The following is a 19,441-nucleotide window of genomic DNA, read 5'->3' on the forward strand; positions in this document are numbered from 1 at the left end:
CTCAGCCGAAGAAGTTCCGTACGTGCTCCAGGCCGTCCACCAGAGCGTCGATCTCGGCGGGCGTGGAGTACAGATAGAACGACGCTCGCGTCGTCGCGGGAATTCCGTAGCGCAGGCAGACGGGTCGCGCGCAGTGGTGGCCGACGCGGACCGCGATGCCCTGCTCGTCGAGGACCTGGCCCACGTCGTGCGGGTGGATGTCGCCGAGCGTGAAGGAGATCGCCGCGCCGCGGTCCTCGGCCGTGGTCGGGCCGATGATCCGCAGGTCGGGGACCTCGGCGAACCGCTTCACCGCGTACTCGGTGAGCGCGTGCTCGTGAGCGAGGATCTTGTCCATGCCGATCGAGGACAGATAGTCGATGGCCGCGCCGAGACCGACCGCCTGGGCGACCGGGGGCGTGCCCGCCTCGAACTTGTGCGGGGCGGGCGCGTAGGTCGAGGAGTGCATGGACACCGTCTCGATCATCTCGCCGCCGCCGAGGAACGGAGGCAGGTCCTCCAGCAGCTCCTGGCGGCCCCACAGCACGCCGATGCCGGTCGGGCCGCACATCTTGTGGCCGGTGAAGGCCACGAAGTCGGCCTGGAGGGCCTGCACGTCCAGCGGCATGTGGGGGGCGGCCTGCGAGGCGTCGATGCAGACCAGCGCGCCGACCTCCTGCGCCCGGCGGACTATCGCCTCGACCGGGTTGACCGTGCCGAGGATGTTCGACACCAGCACGAAGGAGACGATCTTCGTCTTCTCCGTGATGATCTCGTCGATGTTCGACAGGTCGAGGCGGCCGTCGTCGGTGAGGCCGAACCACTTCAGCTTCGCGCCCGTGCGCTGCGAGAGCAGCTGCCACGGCACGATGTTGGAGTGGTGCTCCATCTCCGTGATGACGATCTCGGTCTCGGAGTCCACGCGGTAGGGCTCGTCGGCCCAGCCCAGCATGTTCGCCACGAGGTTGAGCGACTCCGAGGCGTTCTTGGTGAAGATCACCTCGTCGCGCGAGGGCGCGTTGATGAAGGACGCGACCTTGTCACGCGCGCCCTCGTACAGCGCCGTGGCCTCCTCGGCGAGCACATGCACACCGCGGTGGACGTTGGCGTTGTAGCGCTCGTAGTACTCGCTCAGGGCGTCCAGCACCTGGCGCGGCTTCTGCGAGGTCGCCGCGTTGTCCAGGTAGACGAGCTTCCGGTCGTCGTGGACCAGACGGTCCAGGATCGGGAAGTCCTTGCGGATCGCCTCTGTGTCGAGGAGGCCCGGCAGCTGTGTCACGCGGATACGCCACCCTTCGTGTCGACTGCGTCGTGCTTCGCATATGCCTCGTACCCCTCGTTCTCCAGCTTGTCGGCGAGCTCGGCGCCGCCGGACTCGACGATGCGGCCGCCGGAGAAGACGTGGACGAAGTCGGGCTTGATGTAGCGCAGGATGCGCGTGTAGTGCGTGATCAGCAGGGTGCCGACCTCGCCGGTCTCGCGGACGCGGTTGACGCCCTCGGAGACGATGCGGAGCGCGTCGACGTCCAGGCCAGAGTCGGTCTCGTCGAGGATCGCGACCTTCGGCTTGAGCAGTTCGAGCTGGAGGATCTCGTGGCGCTTCTTCTCACCGCCGGAGAAGCCCTCGTTGACGTTGCGCTCGGCGAAGGAGGGGTCCATGTTGAGGCGCTGCATGGCCTCCTTGACCTCCTTCACCCAGGTGCGCAGCTTGGGGGCCTCGCCGCGGACGGCGGTGGCGGAGGTGCGCAGGAAGTTCGACACGGACACGCCGGGGACCTCGACCGGGTACTGCATGGCGAGGAACAGGCCGGCGCGGGCGCGCTCGTCGACGGACATCTCCAGGACGTCCTCGCCGTCGAGAGTGACGGTGCCGCCGGTGATCGTGTACTTCGGGTGACCCGCGAGGGAGTAGGCGAGCGTCGACTTGCCGGAGCCGTTGGGGCCCATGATGGCGTGCGTCTCGCCCTGCTTCACGGTGAGGTCGACGCCCTTGAGGATCTCCTTCGTGGCGTTGTCGGCCTCGACGGTGACGTGCAGGTCTCGGATTTCAAGCGTTGCCATGGATGCCTCAGGACTCCTGGGTGAGGGGGGCGCGTACGTCGACGAAGACGCTGCCCCCTTCGATCTTTACGGGGTATACGGGGACGGGGCGCGTCGCGGGAAGGCCGGACGGCTTGCCGGTGCGCAGGTCGAAGGCGGAGCCGTGCAGCCAGCACTCGATCTGGCAGTCCTCCACCTCGCCCTCGGAGAGCGAGACGTTCGCGTGCGAGCAGATGTCGTGGATCGCGAACACCTCCCCCTCGGTCCGCACCACGGAGACCGGCGTGCCGTCGAGTTCCACCCGCTTCGGGGTGTCCTCCTCCAGCTCGCCCAGTCCGCAGGCGCGTACGTAGGTCGTCATGCGACCGAGGCCTCCAGCTCCTCTTCGATCTTCGCGAGCAGACGCTCCTCGATGTCGTCGACGCCGATCTGCTGGACCAGCTCGGCGAAGAAGCCGCGGACGACGAGGCGGCGGGCCTCGTGCTCGGGGATGCCGCGGGCCATCAGGTAGAAGAGCTGCTCGTCGTCGAAGCGGCCGGTGGCGGAGGCGTGGCCGGCGCCGACGATCTCGCCGGTCTCGATCTCCAGGTTCGGCACCGAGTCGACGCGCGCGCCGTCCGTGAGGACGAGGTTGCGGTTCATCTCGTAGGTGTCGGTGCCCTCGGCCTTGGCCTCGATGAGGACGTCGCCGATCCACACGGCGTGCGCGTCCTCGCCCTGGAGGGCGCCCTTGTAGGCGACGTTCGACTTGCAGTGCGGGGTGTTGTGGTCGACCAGGAGGCGGTGCTCCTGGTGCTGGCCGGCGTCCGTGAAGTACAGGCCGTACAGCTCGGCCTCGCCACCGGTGCCGGCGTACTGCACGCGCGGGTGCAGGCGGACGACGTCGCCGCCGAAGGTGACGACCACCGACTTGAAGGTGGCGTCCCGGCCGACGAGGGCGTTGTGCTGGGCGACGTGGACGGCCTTGTCGTCCCAGTCCTGGACGGAGACGACGGTCAGCTTGGCGCCGTCGCCGAGGACGTACTCGACGTTGGCTGCGACCACGGCGTCACCGGTGTGGTCGATGACGACGACGGCCTCGGCGAAGGCTCCCAGCTCGATGATCTGGTGGCCGTAGGAGACGCCGCCCTCGCCGTGCACGGAGATCCGGATCGGCTCGGTGAGGACCGTCTCCTTGGGGACGGAGACGACGCCGGCCTGCTCGAAGGCGGAGTACGCCTGGGCGGCGACGCGGTCCACGGGCGTGCCGGCCCTGCCGAGCCGCGCGTCGTCGCGGCCGACGGCCTCGACGACGACGCCTTCGGGGGCTTCCACCGTGACCTTGACGCCGTTGCCGCCCGCGACGGCGGTGCCGTCGTGCAGGCCGCGCAGGCGCTCCAGCGGGGTGAACCGCCACTCCTCCTCGCGGCCGTGCGGGACCGGGAAGTCCGCGACGTCGAAGGACGGCGGCGCGCTCATGCGCGTGGCGACGGTCGACTCGGCGGCCACCGCGATGGAGCCTGTGGTGGTCGACCCCACAGGAAGATTCTGAGCCTCAGCCATGGCTGTCGTAGTGCTCGCTTTCGTTGACGTAAGGGGCGTGACGGACGGGCCGGGGGTCAGCCGACGGCGCCTTCCATCTGCAGCTCGATCAGCCGGTTGAGCTCCAGCGCGTACTCCATCGGGAGCTCCTTGGCGATGGGCTCGACGAAGCCGCGCACGATCATGGCCATCGCCTCGTCCTCGGAGAGACCACGGCTCATCAGGTAGAAGAGCTGGTCCTCGGAGACCTTGGAGACGGTCGCCTCGTGGCCCATGGACACGTCGTCCTCACGCACGTCGACGTAGGGGTACGTGTCGGAGCGGGAGATGGTGTCGACGAGCAGCGCGTCGCACAGCACGTTGGACTTGGAGCCGGGGGCGCCCTCGCCGATCTCGATGAGACCGCGGTAGGAGGTGCGGCCGCCGCCTCGCGCCACCGACTTGGAGACGATGTTGGAGGAGGTGTTCGGCGCCATGTGGACCATCTTGGCGCCGGCGTCCTGGTGCTGGCCCTCGCCGGCGAAGGCGATGGAGAGGGTCTCGCCCTTGGCGTGCTCGCCCATCAGGTAGACGGCCGGGTACTTCATCGTCACCTTGGAGCCGATGTTGCCGTCGATCCACTCCATGGTCGCGCCCTCGTAGGCGACGGCGCGCTTGGTGACCAGGTTGTAGACGTTGTTCGACCAGTTCTGGATGGTCGTGTAGCGGCAGCGGGCGTTCTTCTTGACGATGATCTCGACGACGGCGCTGTGCAGGGAGTCGGACTTGTAGATCGGGGCCGTACAACCCTCGACGTAGTGCACGTAGGCGCCCTCGTCGACGATGATCAGGGTCCGCTCGAACTGGCCCATGTTCTCCGTGTTGATACGGAAGTAGGCCTGGAGCGGGATCTCGACGTGCACGCCCTTCGGCACGTAGATGAAGGAGCCGCCGGACCACACCGCGGTGTTCAGCGCGGCGAACTTGTTGTCGCCGGCGGGGATGACGGTGCCGAAGTACTCCTTGAAGAGCTCCGGGTGCTCCTTCAGCGCGGTGTCGGTGTCGAGGAAGATGACGCCCTGCTCCTCCAGGTCCTCGCGGATCTGGTGGTAGACGACCTCCGACTCGTACTGGGCGGCGACACCGGCGACGAGGCGCTGCTTCTCCGCCTCGGGGATGCCCAGCTTGTCGTAGGTGTTCTTGATGTCCTCGGGCAGGTCCTCCCAGGACGCCGCCTGCTTCTCCGTGGAGCGCACGAAGTACTTGATGTTGTCGAAGTCGATGCCCGACAGGTCCGAGCCCCAGTTCGGCATGGGCTTCTTCTCGAAGAGCTTCAGGCCCTTGAGGCGGAGCTTGGTCATCCACTCCGGCTCGGACTTCTTCGAGGAGATGTCGTTGACGACGTCCTCGTTGATGCCGCGACGCGCGGACGCGCCGGCCGTGTCGGAGTCGGCCCAGCCGTATTCGTACTTGCCCAGGCCCTCGAGTTCGGGGTGAGCAGTCTCCGTGGGGAGAGTCATGCGGGGTTCCTCCCGGCCGTGCTTGCAGATGCGTTCTGGCTGCGGTGATCAGTGTGGGAAATCTTGGGGATGAACGTCGTGCAGACGCCGTCTCCGTGCGCGATGGTCGCCAGTCTCTGGACGTGCGTTCCGAGCAGCTGGGAGAAGATCTCCGTCTCGGCCTCGCACAACTGCGGGAACTTCTCCGCGACGTGGGCCACCGGGCAGTGGTGCTGACAGAGCTGCTCGCCTTTTTGAGGGAGGGGTGCGCTGCGCGCCGTAGCAGCGTACCCGTCCGCGCTCAGGGCCTTGGCCAGTGCTTCGGTGCGCTGCTCGGGGGCGGCGGCCTCGACGGCCTCGCGGTAGGCGGCGGCCTGTTCGGCGATCCTCGCGCGCGCGAAGGCGACGACGGCCTCGTCCCCGCCGAAGCGCTCCTGGATCCAGCGCAGGGCGTCGGCGGCGAGCTTGTCGTAGGACTGGTCGAAGGCGTCGCGGCCGCAGTCGGTGAGGGCGAAGACCTTGGCGGGGCGCCCGCGCGTGCGCGTGCCGTACACGCGCTGCTCGCGCGCCTCCACGACGTCGTCGGCGACCAGCGCGTCCAGGTGCCTGCGCACGGCCGCCGGGGTGAGCCCGAGGCGTCCGGCCAGCTCGGTGACGGTCGACGGCCCGTGGTCCAGGATGGAGCGCGCGACCCGGTTGCGCGTCGAGCGCTCACCGGTCGCCAGCTCCTCCTGAGGGGCCCCCGTGGGGGTCTCCCGAGCCTGTCCGACGTTTTTCACAACGCCATTGTTGCGTAATTCGCCGGAGGCAGGCAAGCCGCGTCCGGCCGACCGGGCGGTGCCCTACATCACTTAGGTAAAGCTAACCTGACCTGCGGAAACGATCTTTGCTCGACCAGGGAACCGGGTCTCACCGGGGCCGTCCCGGGCTCTCCCGGGGGACCTCCGGCGTCCCCTGGGCGGCCCCGCGCGTCCGGGCGGACGAGCGCGAACCTAGACTTTGCGTCCATGCGAACTGAGCCTGTCGTCCAGGTCCAGGCCCTGGTGCAGCGGTACGGGACGAAGACCGCGGTGGACGGCCTCGACCTGGAGGCCCGGGCAGGCGTCACCGCCGTCCTCGGCCCCAACGGCGCCGGCAAGACGACGACCATCGAGACCTGCGAGGGCTACCGCAAGCCGGACTCCGGCACCGTGCGCGTCCTCGGCCTCGACCCGGTGAGACAGGCCCGCGAACTGCGCCCCCGGATCGGCGTGATGCTCCAGTCCGGCGGCGTCTACTCGGGCGCACGGGCGGACGAGATGCTCCGCCATGTCGCGAAGCTGCACGCGAACCCGCTGGACGTGGACGCCCTCGTGGAGCGGCTCGGGCTCGGCAGCTGCGGCCGGACCTCCTACCGCCGGCTCTCCGGCGGGCAGCAGCAGCGGCTCGCGCTGGCGATGGCCGTCGTCGGACGCCCTGAACTGGTCTTCCTGGACGAGCCGACCGCCGGCCTCGACCCGCAGGCCCGCCGCGCCACCTGGGACCTCGTCCGCGACCTGCGCGCCGACGGCGTCTGCGTGATCCTCACCACCCACTACATGGACGAGGCCGAGCAGCTCAGCGACGACGTCGCGATCATCGACGCGGGCCGGGTCATCGCCCAGGGCTCCCCGGAGGAGCTGTGCCGCGGCGGCGCCGAGAACACGCTCCGCTTCACCGGCCGCCCCGGACTGGACGTGGCCTCGCTGCTCAAGGCGCTGCCCGCGGACAGCACCGCCGAGGAGCTGACGCCCGGCTCGTACCGGGTCACCGGGAAGATCGACCCCCAGCTCCTGGCGACCGTCACCTCCTGGTGCGCGCAGCACGGGGTGATGCCCGACCGGATCTCGGTCGAACGGCACACCCTGGAGGACGTCTTCCTGGAGCTGACGGGAAGGGAGCTGCGTTCATGACGCCGCCTGGCACAAGGATCTGCTGGGGGTCCGGGGGTCGCCTCCCCGGGAAGGCACAGCCTCGAGCTGACGGGAAAGGACCTGCGCTCATGACCGCCACCGGCATCCACACCCCGGCGCCGGGCGCCGCGCCGCTGCCCCGGATGATCCGGGCCCAGGCGGCGCTGGAGACCCGGATGCTCCTGCGCAACGGCGAGCAACTGCTGCTCACCGTGGTGATCCCCACCCTGCTGCTGGTGCTCTTCAGCACGGTGGACATCGTGGACACCGGCGAGGGCAAGGCGGTGGACTTCCTCGCCCCGGGCGTCCTGGCGCTCGCCGTGATGTCGACGGCGTTCACCGGGCAGGCCATCGCCACCGGCTTCGAGCGCCGCTACGGCGTGCTGAAGCGGCTGGCCGTCTCACCGCTGCCCCGCTGGGGCCTGATGACCGCCAAGACACTGTCCGTGCTGGTCACGGAGGTCCTCCAGGTCGTCCTGCTGACGGTGATCGCCTTCGCGCTGGGCTGGTCGCCGCACGGGAACCCGTTCGCCGTGCTGCTCCTGCTGGTCCTCGGCACGGCCGCGTTCTCCGGGCTCGGGCTGCTGATGGCGGGCACCCTGAAGGCCGAGGCGACGCTCGCCGCGGCCAACCTGGTGTTCCTGCTGCTGCTGGTGGGCGGCGGTGTGATCGTCCCGCTGGACAAGTTCCCGCCGGCGGCGCAGGACGTCCTCGCACTGCTGCCGATCTCGGCCCTGTCCGGCGGCCTGCGGGACGTGCTCCAGCACGGGGCGGGCATGCCGTGGGGCGAGCTCGGGATCCTGGCGGTGTGGGCGGTGGCCGGCCTGGCGGCGGCGGGGAGGTTCTTCCGGTGGGAGTGACGGCGGCGAAGCCACGGGGCACCCTCGTGAAAGCGTGCACAAGCGGCCCCCTACGATGGAAGGCGTGCCCAACGTGACCCGCGCCGACGCCCTGGCGGCCGTGCGCAACCCGCTCGCCTTCATCGCCGACCGCTGGACCCCCGCCCCCCGGACGGTCCAGCGGGCGGCCCTTTCCGCACTCGTGATGTCGGTGCTCATCGTGGTCACCGGCGGCGCGGTACGGCTCACCGGGTCCGGCCTCGGCTGCCCGACCTGGCCCAAGTGCACCGAGGACTCCCTCACCGCGACCAGCGAGATGGGCTTCCACGGCGTCATCGAGTTCGGCAACCGCATGCTGACGTACGTGCTGTGCGCCGCGGTCGGCTGGGCGATCATCGCCGCCCGCTCGCAGAAGCCGTACCGGCGCGGCCTCACCCGGCTGGGCTGGGCCCAGTTCTGGGTGGTCATGAGCAACGCCGTGCTCGGCGGCATCGTCGTCCTCGTCGGCCTCAACCCGTACACCGTCGCCGCCCACTTCGTGGCCACGTCGGCGCTGATCGCCGTCGCCACGGTGATGTGGCAGCGCACCCGGGAGGGGGACGCGGCGCCCGAGCCGCTGGTCGGCGGCGCGGTGCGGCAGCTGGTGTGGTGCCTGGTCGGCGCGTCGGTCCTGCTGATCCTCGTCGGCACGGTCGTGACCGGCGCGGGCCCGCACGCCGGCGACTCCAGCGAGGTGGAGCGCATGCCGCTCGACTGGGAGACGGTCAGCAAGGCCCACGCCGTCCTCGCCTGGATCGTCGTGTCCCTGACGTTCGCGCTGTGGTTCGTGCTGAAGGCGGTCGACGCACCGAAGGCCCCGCTGCACCGGACGCGGGAGCTGTTCGTCGTCCTGCTGTGCCAGGGCGTGGTGGGCTACGTCCAGTACTTCACGGATCTCCCCGAGATCCTGGTCGGCCTGCACATGCTGGGCTCCGCGCTGATGTGGATCTGGGTCCTGCGCGTGGTCCTGTCCCTGCGCGAGCGGCCCGCCGCCGGCGAGGCCGACGCCGTGCCGCCGGCTCAGGAGTACTTCTCCACCAGTCCGTCGATCGCCGGCCCCAGGTAGTCCCGCGTCAGCCCGCTCCTGCGGGCGAGCCACTCCTCCCCGGCGAACAGCGGCCGCATCCCGTACCGTCGCCGGCGGACGTCCTCGACGACGTCGGCGGGCGCCCCCAGTCCGGGCAGTTCCCCCAGCGCCTCCCGCTTGGAGATCAGCCGACCCTCCCGCAGGGTGACGGCGGCGCGGGCGAAGGTCGTCAGGCCCAGGTCCACCCAGACGTCCCGGGTCCACAGCCGCGCCTCGTCGACGGCCGGCCGCCAGAAGTCCCGCTGGTCGCGCACGACGAACGCCTCCAGTTCGAGGTCTGTCACCGGCGGCAGCAGCTCGGCCGGGGCGCCCCCGTGCAGGATCCGGCCGAAGGTGTGCAGCTCACGCCGGGTGACCGGGGTGACCGTCCGCCGGAACAGCCGTCCGTGGGCCCATGTGAGGTGCCGCCGGTCCGAGCCGGAGAGCGTCGCGGGCGTCAGGTAGGTGCAGTGCAGCAGGCCCGCGAGCGGCTCGGTGCGCAGCCGGGCGTGGGCCACGGCCACCTCCCAGACGGTCCGCGCGGTGATCGGTTCCGGGAGTACGGCGATCAGGTCCAGGTCGCTGCGCCCCTCCTGGTAGTCGCCTCCCGCGAGCGAGCCGTGCGCCCAGACGGCTAGGGGCCGCCGGCTCGCGGGACCGGAGCGGTGCGGCGAGGAGGAGGAGAGGGCGGCCAGGAAGCGGTCGAGTAACGCGTCGGTCCGGTTCATACGGCCAGTCTTGACCGGCTCAGCCCAGTCCGTACACCCTCCGCGCGTTCTCCGACGCGATCATCGACGCCACCCGCTGCGCGTCCGTGAGCGACCAGGCGCCCTCCGCGACCCAGGCGCCCAGGACCCGGCCCAGGGCCTCGCGGAACAGCCGGGCGCCCACCACGTGCAGTTCGGGGAGCGCCTGTGCGCCGCTGGAGAAGAGGATCTTGCCGAAGGGGGCCAGTTCCAGGGTCTCCGCCAGGATCGTCGCCGCGCGGCCGCCGCTGTGGACGAGCGCGGTGCCGGAGTCGGCGTAGACGTGCGGGAAGACGCCGGCGAGGCGGGCGGCGTGCCGGTGGTGGGGGTGGCCGGGCAGCAGGACCACAGCGGCGCCGAGGCCCGCCGTAGCGCGGGCGAACTCCGTCAGCAGGGCGGGGTGGCCGGCGCGGCCGGCGCGCGGCGCGGGCTCCGCGGGTCCGGCGTGCAGTTGCAGCGGCAGTCCGGTGGCGAGCGCGCTCCACAGCAAGTGGCGCAGCAGCACCGGGTCGCCCATCTCCCCGCCGGCCCGGCGGACGGCCAGCCAGCGGCCCGCCGCGCCCCGCACCTGGCCCGGTCCGGGCGGCTCGGGCGCGAGCGCGAGGCCGTGCCGGAGGCCGGCCACCGAGGTGAAGGCGACGGCGTGCCCGGCCGCTCCGTGCAGCGCCTCGGCGAGGTTGGCGAGGAAGGCCTCGACGGTCCCGGAGGTGTCGGCGACCTGCTCGGCGAGCGGCTCCAACCGTACGATCTCGCGGGCCTCGGCCGCTCCCGCGGAGGCGATCTCCTCGGGCCCGGTGAGATCGCCGGGCAGGCCGGTGTCGACGAGGTAGGTGGTGACGCCGCTCCCCCGCAGCAGCCGACGGCCCGCCTCCAGCACGCCGAGTTCACGGCGGCGGGCGAGATAGCCGGCCGGCGGGCAGTGCGGCTCCAGGCCGAGCAGCGGCGGGCACCAGCGGCGTACGGCGAAGCCGGTCTGGGTGTCGAAGAGGGTGGTGCCGGGGGCGGGCGGGCCCTCGGTGCGGGACAGCCGGGCCTCGAAGGTGCCGAGGCCCAGCTCCGTTCTCAGCACGCCGTGGCAGTACTGGTCCACCAGGGACGGCGTTTCGATCATCGGGCTCTCCCGCGAGGTCGACCACGTCGTTCCCCCGGCTAACGGGCGAACCGCGGTTCAGGTCGCGGGCGGCCGCGGGAGTGGGCGGCGGACGCTCCCGCCCCGGGGGTCAGCCGTTGGACGGGCCGCCCACCTGGATACCCGCCATCCGGGTCCACTCGTACGGCCCGGTCCTGACCTTGGCCGCGAACTCGCCGTCGAAGGACTCGTGGGCGGTGATGCCCGACTTCTCGACGGCCTTGCGGGCGATCTCGACCGAGGGCGCCACCAGGTCGCCCCAGCCGCCGTCCTCGCCGACGAGGACGATCCGGGCGCCCCGCTCGCCGATGTACGCGACCTGGCCCTCGGCCCCGCCGTGCTCCTTGGAGAAGGCGCCGATCCGCTTGGCCAGCCGGGCCGCCGTGCGCTCGGCCTTCGCCTCAACCTGCTTGCTGTCTGCCATGGTCAGGATGCTACCGACGGGTAGGCGGAACGGCGACGGCCGGGGTGCGTGGCCTTGACCACGCACCCCGGCCGTGATGATCCGCCGGACGGGCGCTCAGCGCAGGAAGGGGTCCACCGCGACCGCCACGAACAGCAAGGAGACATAGGTGATCGACCAGTGGAACAGCCGCATCTCCTTCAGCTTCCCGCCCGTCACCTCGGCCTTCGCGCGGTTCTGCAGGGCGTGCGCCTCCCAGAGCCACCAGCCGCCGGCGGCCAGCGCGACCGCGGTGTAGAACCAGCCGGTGTAGCCGAGCGGCGTCAGCAGCAGCGAGACGGCGACCATCACCCAGCTGTAGATCACGATCTGCTTGGCGACGGTCTTGTTGGAGGCGATCACCGGGAGCATCGGCACGCCCACGCGCGCGTAGTCGTCCTTCACCTTCATGGACAGCGGCCAGTAGTGCGGCGGCGTCCAGAAGAAGATGACGGCGAAGAGGATCACCGGCGCCCAGGACAGCGAGTTCGTCACGGCCGACCAGCCGATCAGCACCGGCATGCAGCCCGCGATGCCGCCCCACACGATGTTCTGCGACGTGCGCCGCTTGAGGATCATCGTGTAGACGACGACGTAGAAGAGGAGTGCCCCGAGGGCGAGCCAGGCGGACAGCCAGTTGACGGTGAGGCCGAACAGCAGGGTCGAGACGACGGCCAGCGTGACGCCGAAGGCGAGGCACTCGCGGGGACTGACCATGCCGGTGACGAGCGGGCGCTGCGAGGTGCGGTCCATGAGCGCGTCGATGTCGCGGTCGATGTACATGTTCAGCGCGTTGGCGCCGCCCGCGGACAGGTAGCCGCCGACGGAGGTGAGCAGGACCAGCCCCAGGTCCGGGACACCCTGCTGCGCCAGGAACATCACCGGCACGGTGGTGATCAGCAGCAGTTCGATGATCCGCGGCTTGGTCAGCGCCACGAACGCCTTGACACGGGCCCCGAACGGCCGGTGGCTCGGGCTCTGGCTCGTCCCGATCATCCCTACTGGACGGGATTCAACGGCCGTCACGCACACCCCTGACAGAGACTCCCAGCGAGCCTGCCGGTGTGAAGTCCCGGTAAAGGCTCGCGCGTACCACGCCACTGTAGACGTTGCCCATACTTCGTCCTTCGCGGGGGTCGGTCGTGTTGACGGGGGCCGGTGCGAGGGGGCGCCGGGGGGTGTTCGAGGGGGTCGCTCATCAGTGCCCGCGTGGCTCGATTGAGCAGTCGGATGAGCGGGTCCGTATTCATGTGTCGACAGGGGAAACGGCCCGGTCGGGAGGCGGATGCCGACGCGGCCCGGCAGTCTGGAATGACGCGAAAAAGGCGCCTCCTCTCAGGGGTAGGCTCGACAACGGCCGGTGCGCGCACAGCGCATCGGCAGCCGGTGGGCGCGCGCCCGCAACAGCCGGTATTCGACATGTGGAGAGGAGCCCTGACTCAGGGTGAGCACCAAGCCGACCACCACAGACCTCGAGTGGACCGAGTGGGACCAGCGGGCCGTGGACACCGCCCGCGTCCTTGCCGCAGACGCCGTACAGAAGGTCGGCAACGGCCATCCCGGTACGGCGATGAGCCTGGCGCCCGCCGCCTACACCCTCTTCCAGAAGGTGATGCGGCATGACCCCGCCGACCCGGACTGGGTCGGCCGCGACCGCTTCGTGCTGTCCGCGGGCCACTCGTCCCTGACCCTTTACACCCAGCTGTACCTGGCCGGTTTCGGCCTGGAGCTGGACGACCTGAAGGCGTTCAGGACGTGGGGTTCGAAGACCCCCGGCCACCCGGAGTACGGCCACACCGTGGGCGTGGAGACGACGACCGGTCCGCTGGGCCAGGGTGTCGCCAACGCCGTCGGCATGGCGATGGCCGCCCGCTACGAGCGCGGCCTGTTCGACCCGGAGGCCGCCGAGGGCGAGTCCCCCTTCGACCACTTCGTCTACTGCATCGCCGGTGACGGCTGCCTCCAGGAGGGCATCTCCGCCGAGGCGTCCTCGCTGGCCGGTCACCAGAAGCTCGGCAACCTGGTGCTGCTGTGGGACGACAACCACATCTCGATCGAGGGCGACACCGAGACCGCCGTCTCCGAGGACACCGTCAAGCGGTACGAGGCGTACGGCTGGCATGTGCAGCGCGTCGCCCCGAAGCCGGACGGCGACCTCGACCCGCACGCCCTCTACGACGCGATCGAGGAAGCGAAGAAGGTGACGGACAGGCCGTCCTTCATCGCGATGCGCTCGATCATCGCCTGGCCCGCCCCGAACGCGCAGAACACCGAGGCCGCGCACGGCTCGGCGCTCGGCGACGACGAGGTCGCGGCCACCAAGCGCGTCCTCGGCTTCGACCCGGAGCAGACCTTCGAGGTCTCCGACGAGGTCATCGGGCACACCCGCGAGGCGCTGAAGCGCGGCGCCGAGGCGAAGGCCGAGTGGGAGAAGTCGTTCCAGCAGTGGCGCGACAACAACCCCGAGCGGGCCGCCGAGTTCGACCGGATCGCCGCGGGCGAGCTGCCGGCCGGCTGGGAGGAGAAGCTCCCGGTGTTCGAGCCCGGCAAGGGCGTCGCCACGCGCGCCGCGTCCGGCAAGGTGCTCCAGGCGCTCGGCGGGGTGATCCCCGAGCTGTGGGGCGGCTCGGCCGACCTGGCCGGCTCCAACAACACCACCATCGACAAGACCTCGTCGTTCCTGCCCGCCGGCAACCCGCTGCCCGAGGCGAGCCCGTACGGCCGCACGATCCACTTCGGCATCCGCGAGCACTCCATGGCCGCGGAGATGAACGGCATCGCCCTGCACGGCAACACCCGTATCTACGGCGGCACGTTCCTGGTGTTCTCCGACTACATGCGCAACGCCGTGCGCCTGTCGGCCCTGATGCACCTGCCGGTGACGTACGTGTGGACGCACGACTCCATCGGCCTCGGCGAGGACGGCCCCACCCACCAGCCGGTCGAGCACCTCGCCTCGCTGCGCGCCATCCCGGGCCTCAACGTCGTGCGCCCGGCGGACGCCAACGAGACCGCGATCGCCTGGCGCGAGATCCTCAAGCGCTGGACGAAGGAGTTCGGCAAGGGCGCCCCGCACGGTCTGGTGCTGACCCGTCAGGGCGTGCCGACCTACGAGCCCAACGAGGGCGCGGCGCGCGGCGGTTACGTCCTGCTGGAGGCCGAGGGCGGCGACGCCCAGGTCGTCCTGATCGCCACCGGTTCCGAGGTGCATGTGGCCGTCGAGGCGCGTGAGCAGCTTCAGGCCGACGGTGTCCCCACCCGTGTGGTGTCGATGCCGTCCGTGGAGTGGTTCGAGGAGCAGGACCAGGGGTACCGGGACAGCGTGCTGCCGCCGTCGGTGAGGGCCCGGGTCGCGGTCGAGGCGGGCATCGGACTGACCTGGCACAAGTACGTCGGGGACGCCGGTCGCATCGTTTCCCTGGAGCACTTCGGTGCTTCGGCCGACGGCAAGGTCCTCTTCCGCGAGTACGGCTTCACTGCCGAGAACGTCGCCGCGCAGGCGAGGGAATCCCTGGCCGCGGCCCAGCGCTGACGCCCCATACACGACACGTAGGAGATGTAATTCCATGACAGACGCACTCAAGCGCCTCTCCGAGGAAGGCGTGGCGATCTGGCTGGACGACCTGTCGCGCAAGCGGATCACGTCCGGCAACCTCGCCGAGCTGATCGACCAGCAGCACGTCGTGGGCGTCACCACCAACCCGTCGATCTTCCAGAAGGCGATCTCTCAGGGTGACGGCTACGACCAGCAGCTGTCGGACCTCGCCTCCCGCAAGGTCAGCGTCGAAGAGGCCATCCGCATGATCACGACGGCGGACGTCCGTGACGCCGCCGACATCCTGCGCCCGGTCTTCGACGCCACGGGCGGCCAGGACGGCCGGGTCTCCATCGAGGTCGACCCGCGGCTCGCCCACCACACCAAGCCGACGGTCGCCGAGGCCAAGCAGCTGGCGTGGCTGGTCGACCGGCCCAACACGCTGATCAAGATCCCGGCCACCATGGGCGGTCTGCCCGCGATCGGCGAGGTCATCGGCCACGGCATCAGCGTCAACGTCACGCTGATCTTCTCCCTGGAGCGCTACCGCCAGGTGATGGACGCCTACCTGAGCGGCCTGGAGAAGGCCAAGGAGCGCGGCCTGGACCTGTCGAAGATCCACTCCGTGGCGTCCTTCTTCGTGTCCCGTGTGGACACCGAGATCGACAAGCGGCTCGACGCGCTCGGCACCGACGAGGCCAAGGCCGCCCGCGGCAAGGCCGGCGTCGCCAACGCCCGGCTCGCCTACCAGGCCTACGAGGAGGTCTTCTCGTCGGAGCGCTGGCTGGCGCTGGAGAAGGCGGGCGCCAACAAGCAGCGTCCGCTGTGGGCCTCCACCGGTGTGAAGGACCCGGCGTACAAGGACACGCTGTACGTGGACGAGCTGGTGGCGCCGAACACGGTGAACACCATGCCGGAGGCGACCCTGTTCGCCGCCGACGACCACGGCGAGATCACCGGCAACACCATCGCCGGCACCTACGAGCAGGCGCGCGCCGACCTCGACGCGGTCGAGAAGCTCGGGATCTCCTACGACGAGGTCGTGCAGCTGCTGGAGGAAGAGGGCGTCGAGAAGTTCGAGGCGTCCTGGAACGACCTGCTCAAGTCGACCGAGGCGGAGCTCCAGCGCCTCGCCCCTTCGGAGGACTGAGGACTTGTCATCCATCCCCGGTTCCGGAGCCAATCCGCTTCGTGACCCCGCAGACCGACGGCTCCCGCGTATCGCGGGGCCGTCGGGCCTGGTCATCTTCGGCGTCACGGGCGACCTGTCGCGCAAGAAGCTGATGCCCGCGGTGTACGACCTCGCGAACCGGGGTCTGCTGCCGCCGGGCTTCTCGCTGGTCGGGTTCGCCCGCCGCGAATGGGCCAACGAGGACTTCGCGCAGGAGGTCCACGACGCGGTCAAGGAACACGCCCGCACCCCCTTCCGCGAGGAGGTCTGGCAGCAGCTCATCCAGGGGATGCGCTTCGTGCAGGGCACCTTCGACGACGACGACGCCTTCGAGCGGCTTCGGGCGACGATCGAGGAACTGGACAAGGCGCAGGGCACCGGCGGCAACTTCGCCTTCTACCTGTCGGTGCCCCCGGGCGCCTTCCCGGTGGTCATCCAGCAGCTGAAGAAGCACGGGCTGGCGGACCAGACGGGCGGCCACTGGCGGCGCGCGGTCATCGAGAAGCCGTTCGGCCACGACCTGAAGTCGGCCGAGGAGCTCAACGAGATCGTCCACGAGGTCTTCGCCCCGGACCAGGTCTTCCGCATCGACCACTACCTGGGCAAGGAGACCGTCCAGAACATCCTGGCGCTGCGCTTCGCCAACACGATGTTCGAGCCGATCTGGAACCGGTCCTTCGTGGACCACGTGCAGATCACGATGGCCGAGGACATCGGCATCGGCGGCCGGGCCGGCTACTACGACGGCATCGGCGCGGCGCGGGACGTCATCCAGAACCACCTGCTCCAGCTGATGGCCCTCACGGCCATGGAGGAGCCGGCCTCCTTCGACGCGGACGCGCTCGCCGCGGAGAAGACCAAGGTGCTCGGCGCGGTGAAGCTGCCCAAGGACCTGGGCAAGGACACCGTGCGCGCGCAGTACGCGGCCGGATGGCAGGGCGGCGAGAAGGCCGTCGGCTATCTGGAAGAGGACGGCATCGACCCCAAGTCGAAGACCGACACCTACGCGGCCATCAAGCTCGAGGTCGACAACCGCCGCTGGGCGGGCGTCCCCTTCTACCTGCGCACCGGCAAGCGCCTCGGCCGCCGGGTCACCGAGATCGCGGTGGTCTTCCAGCGGGCCCCGCACTCCCCCTTCGACCACACGGCGACGGAGGAGCTGGGCAAGAACGCGATCGTCATCCGCGTCCAGCCCGACGAGGGCGTGACGGTCCGCTTCGGCTCCAAGGTGCCGGGCACCTCGATGGAGATCCGGGACGTGTCCATGGACTTCGCCTACGGCGAGTCCTTCACGGAGTCCTCGCCCGAGGCGTACGAGCGCCTCATCCTGGACGTCCTCCTCGGCGACTCCAACCTCTTCCCGCGTACCGAGGAGGTCGAGCTGTCCTGGAAGATCCTCGACCCGATCGAGGAGTACTGGGACAAGAACGGCAAGCCCGCCCAGTACCAGGCCGGCACCTGGGGACCCGTCGAGGCGGACGAGATGCTCGAACGAGACGGACGGAGCTGGCGCCGGCCATGAAGACAGACCTCACGGACACCACGGCCAGCAAGATCAACAAGGCGCTGGTCCAGGGCCGCCGGGCGATCGGCACACCGGCCGTGGGCATGGTGCTCACGCTGGTCATCGTCACCGACGAGGAGAACGCGTACGACGCGCTCAAGGCGGCCGGCGACGCCTCGCACGAGCACCCCTCGCGCACGCTCGTGGTGATCAGGCGCGTCTCCCGCTCCCCCCGCGACCGCACCCAGTCCCGGCTGGACGCGGAGGTGCGGGTCGGCGCGGACGCGGGCACCGGCGAGACGGTCGTGCTGCGGCTGTACGGGGAGGTGGCCGACCACGCTCAGTCGGTGGTGCTGCCCCTGCTGCTGCCGGACGCGCCCGTCGTCGTGTGGTGGCCGGTCAACGCGCCGCTCGACCCGGCCCAGGACCCGCTGGGCGCGCTGGCCCAGCGCCGGGTCACCGACACCTACGCCGCCGAGCAGCCCGTACGGGACCTGGCGGCCCGCTCCGAGGCCTACACCCCCGGCGACACCGACCTGTCGTGGACCCGGATCACGCCCTGGCGTTCGATGCTGGCGGCGGCCCTGGACCAGGTCACCTGCAAGGTGGAGTCGGTCGAGGTGGAGGGCGAGGAGTTCAACCCGAGCTGCGAGCTGCTGGCGATGTGGCTGGGCGACCGTCTCGACGTCCCCGTCAAGCGCTCGCTGTCCGCCGGGCCGGGACTCACGGCGGTGCGCATGTCGACCGACTGCGGCCCGATCGCGCTGGACCGGGCCGACGGCTCGCTGGCGACGCTCTCCATAGAGGGCCAGCCCGACCGCGCGGTGGCGCTCAAGCGCCGGGACACCGCCGAGCTGATCGCGGAGGAGCTGCGGCGGCTCGACCCGGACGACACGTACGCCTCGGCGCTGCGGTTCGGCGTGGAGCGGCTCGCGGCGGGACAGGTCACGCCGGCGGCCCGGGCGGAGCGGGCAGAGGCCGGCTCGGGTGAGTCTGCTTCAGGTGACGCGGCTTCGGAGGAACCGCGTCCGGCTGCGGGTGAACCGGCTGCCGATGGTTCCTCCGAAGGTGAGCCGGCCGCCGTCGACACTCCCGTGGAGGAGGCCGCGAAGGCGCCCGCCCAGCAGGCGGCCAAGAAGACCGCCCGCAAGGCCCCGGCGAGGAAGGCGGCGGCGAAGTGAGCGCCCCTCAGCTCGTCGTGCACCGCGACAAGGAACTGATGGCGCAGGCCGCCGCCGCCCGCCTGATCACGAAGATCGTGGACGCGCAGGCCTCCCGGGGCCACGCCTCCGTGGTCCTCACCGGCGGGCGCAACGGCAACGGCCTGCTGGCCGCGCTGGCGACCGCGCCCGCCCGGGACGCCGTCGACTGGTCCCGGATCGACCTGTGGTGGGGCGACGAGCGCTTCCTGCCCGAGGGCGACCCGGAGCGCAACGACACGCAGGCCCGTGAGGCCCTGCTGGACTCCGTGCCCGTGGACCCGAAGCGCGTGCACGCCATGCCCGCGTCGGACGGTCCCCACGGCGCCGACGTGGAGGCCGCCGCCGAGGCCTACGCCGAGGAACTGGCCCGCGCGGCCGGCCCTGAGAACCACAGCGCCGTGCCCACCTTCGACGTCCTGATGCTGGGCGTCGGCCCGGACACCCATGTGGCCTCGCTCTTCCCGGAGCTGCCGGCCGTGCGGGAGACCGAGCGCACGGTGGTCGGCGTGCACGGCGCGCCCAAGCCGCCGCCGACTCGTATCACTTTTACTCTCCCGGCGATCCGGGCGGCCCGTGAGGTGTGGCTGCTGGCGGCCGGCGAGGACAAGGCGCGGGCGGCGGCGATCGCCCTGTCGGGCGCGGGCGAGATCCAGGCCCCGGCGGCCGGCGCGCGCGGCCGTGCGCGCACGCTGTGGCTGCTGGACTCGGCGGCCGCCTCCGAGCTGCCCAGGGCGCTGTACCCGCCGGCCTCGCCGTGAGGTCCGGGGCCTGAGCACGGGTCGACGGGTGAGGGCGGCGGACCGACACGGTCCGCCGCCC

At 70.7% G+C, this 19,441-nt stretch carries 18 protein-coding genes; 8 read left to right on the plus strand and 10 right to left on the minus strand.

Annotated features, from left to right (window positions below; translation table 11 throughout):
• Position 1: 1 nt before the first annotated feature.
• The 6 genes from ACFYXA_RS13430 to ACFYXA_RS13455 are packed head-to-tail and all read right to left on the minus strand — an operon-like array spanning position 2 to position 5,797.
• Positions 2–1,258, minus strand: a complete 1,257-nt coding sequence (locus ACFYXA_RS13430) for a cysteine desulfurase (protein WP_352247589.1) — start codon at positions 1,256–1,258, stop codon at positions 2–4.
• The gene (gene sufC, locus ACFYXA_RS13435) at positions 1,255–2,040 is read right to left on the minus strand and encodes a Fe-S cluster assembly ATPase SufC (protein ID WP_352247588.1); all 786 of its coding nucleotides are present in this window, start codon (positions 2,038–2,040) and stop codon (positions 1,255–1,257) included. Before sufC ends, ACFYXA_RS13430 begins: the two co-directional genes overlap by 4 nt.
• 7 nt (positions 2,041–2,047) lie before the next feature.
• Positions 2,048–2,380 (minus strand): non-heme iron oxygenase ferredoxin subunit, encoded by a 333-nt coding sequence (locus ACFYXA_RS13440; RefSeq protein WP_130437392.1) that lies wholly within the window; start codon positions 2,378–2,380, stop codon positions 2,048–2,050.
• A complete protein-coding gene (gene sufD, locus ACFYXA_RS13445) occupies positions 2,377–3,561 on the minus strand; it encodes a Fe-S cluster assembly protein SufD (protein WP_351340866.1) in 1,185 nt (394 codons plus the stop codon). Before sufD ends, ACFYXA_RS13440 begins: the two co-directional genes overlap by 4 nt.
• 56 nt (positions 3,562–3,617) lie before the next feature.
• On the minus strand, positions 3,618–5,039 hold the full coding sequence (sufB, locus tag ACFYXA_RS13450) for a Fe-S cluster assembly protein SufB (protein ID WP_351096933.1): 1,422 nt from the start codon (positions 5,037–5,039) through the stop codon (positions 3,618–3,620).
• The gene (locus tag ACFYXA_RS13455) at positions 5,036–5,797 is read right to left on the minus strand and encodes a helix-turn-helix transcriptional regulator (RefSeq protein WP_389032022.1); all 762 of its coding nucleotides are present in this window, start codon (positions 5,795–5,797) and stop codon (positions 5,036–5,038) included. Before ACFYXA_RS13455 ends, sufB begins: the two co-directional genes overlap by 4 nt.
• 228 nt (positions 5,798–6,025) lie before the next feature.
• On the opposite strand from ACFYXA_RS13455, the gene ACFYXA_RS13460 reads away from it, so the two are divergent.
• The 3 genes from ACFYXA_RS13460 (at position 6,026) to ACFYXA_RS13470 (ending at position 8,893) form a co-directional block, all read left to right on the plus strand.
• Complete coding sequence (locus ACFYXA_RS13460; protein WP_351340871.1) at positions 6,026–6,949, plus strand: ABC transporter ATP-binding protein; 924 nt, start codon at positions 6,026–6,028, stop codon at positions 6,947–6,949.
• Between the two features lie 89 nt (positions 6,950–7,038).
• On the plus strand, positions 7,039–7,809 hold the full coding sequence (locus ACFYXA_RS13465; RefSeq protein ID WP_389032026.1) for an ABC transporter permease: 771 nt from the start codon (positions 7,039–7,041) through the stop codon (positions 7,807–7,809).
• Positions 7,810–7,864: 55 nt separating this feature from the next.
• Positions 7,865–8,893: a COX15/CtaA family protein gene (locus tag ACFYXA_RS13470; protein WP_352247584.1), complete on the plus strand. Its 1,029-nt coding sequence runs from the start codon at positions 7,865–7,867 to the stop codon at positions 8,891–8,893.
• Here the strand turns inward: ACFYXA_RS13470 and ACFYXA_RS13475 are convergent.
• The 4 genes from ACFYXA_RS13475 to ACFYXA_RS13490 all read right to left on the minus strand — a co-directional run bounded on the left by ACFYXA_RS13475 (position 8,848) and on the right by ACFYXA_RS13490 (position 12,206).
• Positions 8,848–9,621, minus strand: a complete 774-nt coding sequence (locus ACFYXA_RS13475; protein ID WP_389032031.1) for a nucleotidyltransferase — start codon at positions 9,619–9,621, stop codon at positions 8,848–8,850. The two genes, ACFYXA_RS13470 and ACFYXA_RS13475, sit on opposite strands and share 46 nt — an antisense overlap.
• A 19-nt stretch (positions 9,622–9,640) precedes the next feature.
• Positions 9,641–10,750 carry an amidohydrolase gene (locus ACFYXA_RS13480; RefSeq protein ID WP_389032035.1) on the minus strand — a complete coding sequence of 370 codons (1,110 nt, stop codon included), beginning with the start codon at positions 10,748–10,750 and terminating at the stop codon, positions 9,641–9,643.
• A gap of 109 nt (positions 10,751–10,859) precedes the next feature.
• A complete protein-coding gene (locus ACFYXA_RS13485) occupies positions 10,860–11,192 on the minus strand; it encodes a hypothetical protein (protein ID WP_351096946.1) in 333 nt (110 codons plus the stop codon).
• Between the two features lie 96 nt (positions 11,193–11,288).
• Positions 11,289–12,206 (minus strand): heme o synthase, encoded by a 918-nt coding sequence (locus tag ACFYXA_RS13490; protein WP_351096948.1) that lies wholly within the window; start codon positions 12,204–12,206, stop codon positions 11,289–11,291.
• Between the two features lie 448 nt (positions 12,207–12,654).
• Between ACFYXA_RS13490 and tkt the strand changes: the two genes are divergently transcribed.
• From tkt to pgl, 5 genes are read left to right on the plus strand one after another with little or no spacing between them, the layout of a single operon-like run.
• On the plus strand, positions 12,655–14,742 hold the full coding sequence (gene tkt, locus ACFYXA_RS13495) for a transketolase (RefSeq protein ID WP_389032040.1): 2,088 nt from the start codon (positions 12,655–12,657) through the stop codon (positions 14,740–14,742).
• 34 nt (positions 14,743–14,776) lie between these two features.
• Positions 14,777–15,895: a transaldolase gene (gene tal / locus ACFYXA_RS13500; RefSeq protein WP_389032043.1), complete on the plus strand. Its 1,119-nt coding sequence runs from the start codon at positions 14,777–14,779 to the stop codon at positions 15,893–15,895.
• Positions 15,896–15,908: 13 nt separating this feature from the next.
• Positions 15,909–17,438, plus strand: a complete 1,530-nt coding sequence (gene zwf / locus ACFYXA_RS13505) for a glucose-6-phosphate dehydrogenase (protein WP_352253627.1) — start codon at positions 15,909–15,911, stop codon at positions 17,436–17,438.
• Positions 17,435–18,601, plus strand: coding sequence for a glucose-6-phosphate dehydrogenase assembly protein OpcA (opcA, locus tag ACFYXA_RS13510; RefSeq protein WP_389032046.1), 1,167 nt, complete (start codon positions 17,435–17,437; stop codon positions 18,599–18,601). The genes zwf and opcA overlap by 4 nt, the downstream gene beginning before the upstream one ends.
• Positions 18,598–19,380: a 6-phosphogluconolactonase gene (pgl, locus tag ACFYXA_RS13515; RefSeq protein WP_352253625.1), complete on the plus strand. Its 783-nt coding sequence runs from the start codon at positions 18,598–18,600 to the stop codon at positions 19,378–19,380. Before opcA ends, pgl begins: the two co-directional genes overlap by 4 nt.
• The last annotated feature ends 61 nt before the right edge of the window (positions 19,381–19,441 follow it).

It is taken from the genome of Streptomyces sp. NPDC002566, assembly GCF_042889585.1.
Taxonomy (GTDB): Bacteria; Actinomycetota; Actinomycetes; order Streptomycetales; family Streptomycetaceae; genus Streptomyces.

Excerpts from the sequence above, each read along its gene's own strand:
- ACFYXA_RS13485 (WP_351096946.1), bottom strand. The coding sequence starts at position 11,192 with ATGGCAGACAGCAAGCAGGTTGAGGCGAAGGCCGAGCGCACGGCGGCC.
- ACFYXA_RS13480 (WP_389032035.1), bottom strand. The coding sequence starts at position 10,750 with ATGATCGAAACGCCGTCCCTGGTGGACCAGTACTGCCACGGCGTGCTG.
- ACFYXA_RS13470 (WP_352247584.1), top strand. The coding sequence starts at position 7,865 with ATGGAAGGCGTGCCCAACGTGACCCGCGCCGACGCCCTGGCGGCCGTG.
- sufC (WP_352247588.1), bottom strand. The coding sequence starts at position 2,040 with ATGGCAACGCTTGAAATCCGAGACCTGCACGTCACCGTCGAGGCCGAC.
- sufB (WP_351096933.1), bottom strand. The coding sequence starts at position 5,039 with ATGACTCTCCCCACGGAGACTGCTCACCCCGAACTCGAGGGCCTGGGC.
- tal (WP_389032043.1), top strand. The coding sequence starts at position 14,777 with ATGACAGACGCACTCAAGCGCCTCTCCGAGGAAGGCGTGGCGATCTGG.
- opcA (WP_389032046.1), top strand. The coding sequence starts at position 17,435 with ATGAAGACAGACCTCACGGACACCACGGCCAGCAAGATCAACAAGGCG.
- ACFYXA_RS13490 (WP_351096948.1), bottom strand. The coding sequence starts at position 12,206 with ATGATCGGGACGAGCCAGAGCCCGAGCCACCGGCCGTTCGGGGCCCGT.
- ACFYXA_RS13460 (WP_351340871.1), top strand. The coding sequence starts at position 6,026 with ATGCGAACTGAGCCTGTCGTCCAGGTCCAGGCCCTGGTGCAGCGGTAC.
- ACFYXA_RS13465 (WP_389032026.1), top strand. The coding sequence starts at position 7,039 with ATGACCGCCACCGGCATCCACACCCCGGCGCCGGGCGCCGCGCCGCTG.
- ACFYXA_RS13475 (WP_389032031.1), bottom strand. The coding sequence starts at position 9,621 with ATGAACCGGACCGACGCGTTACTCGACCGCTTCCTGGCCGCCCTCTCC.
- sufD (WP_351340866.1), bottom strand. The coding sequence starts at position 3,561 with ATGGCTGAGGCTCAGAATCTTCCTGTGGGGTCGACCACCACAGGCTCC.
- ACFYXA_RS13440 (WP_130437392.1), bottom strand. The coding sequence starts at position 2,380 with ATGACGACCTACGTACGCGCCTGCGGACTGGGCGAGCTGGAGGAGGAC.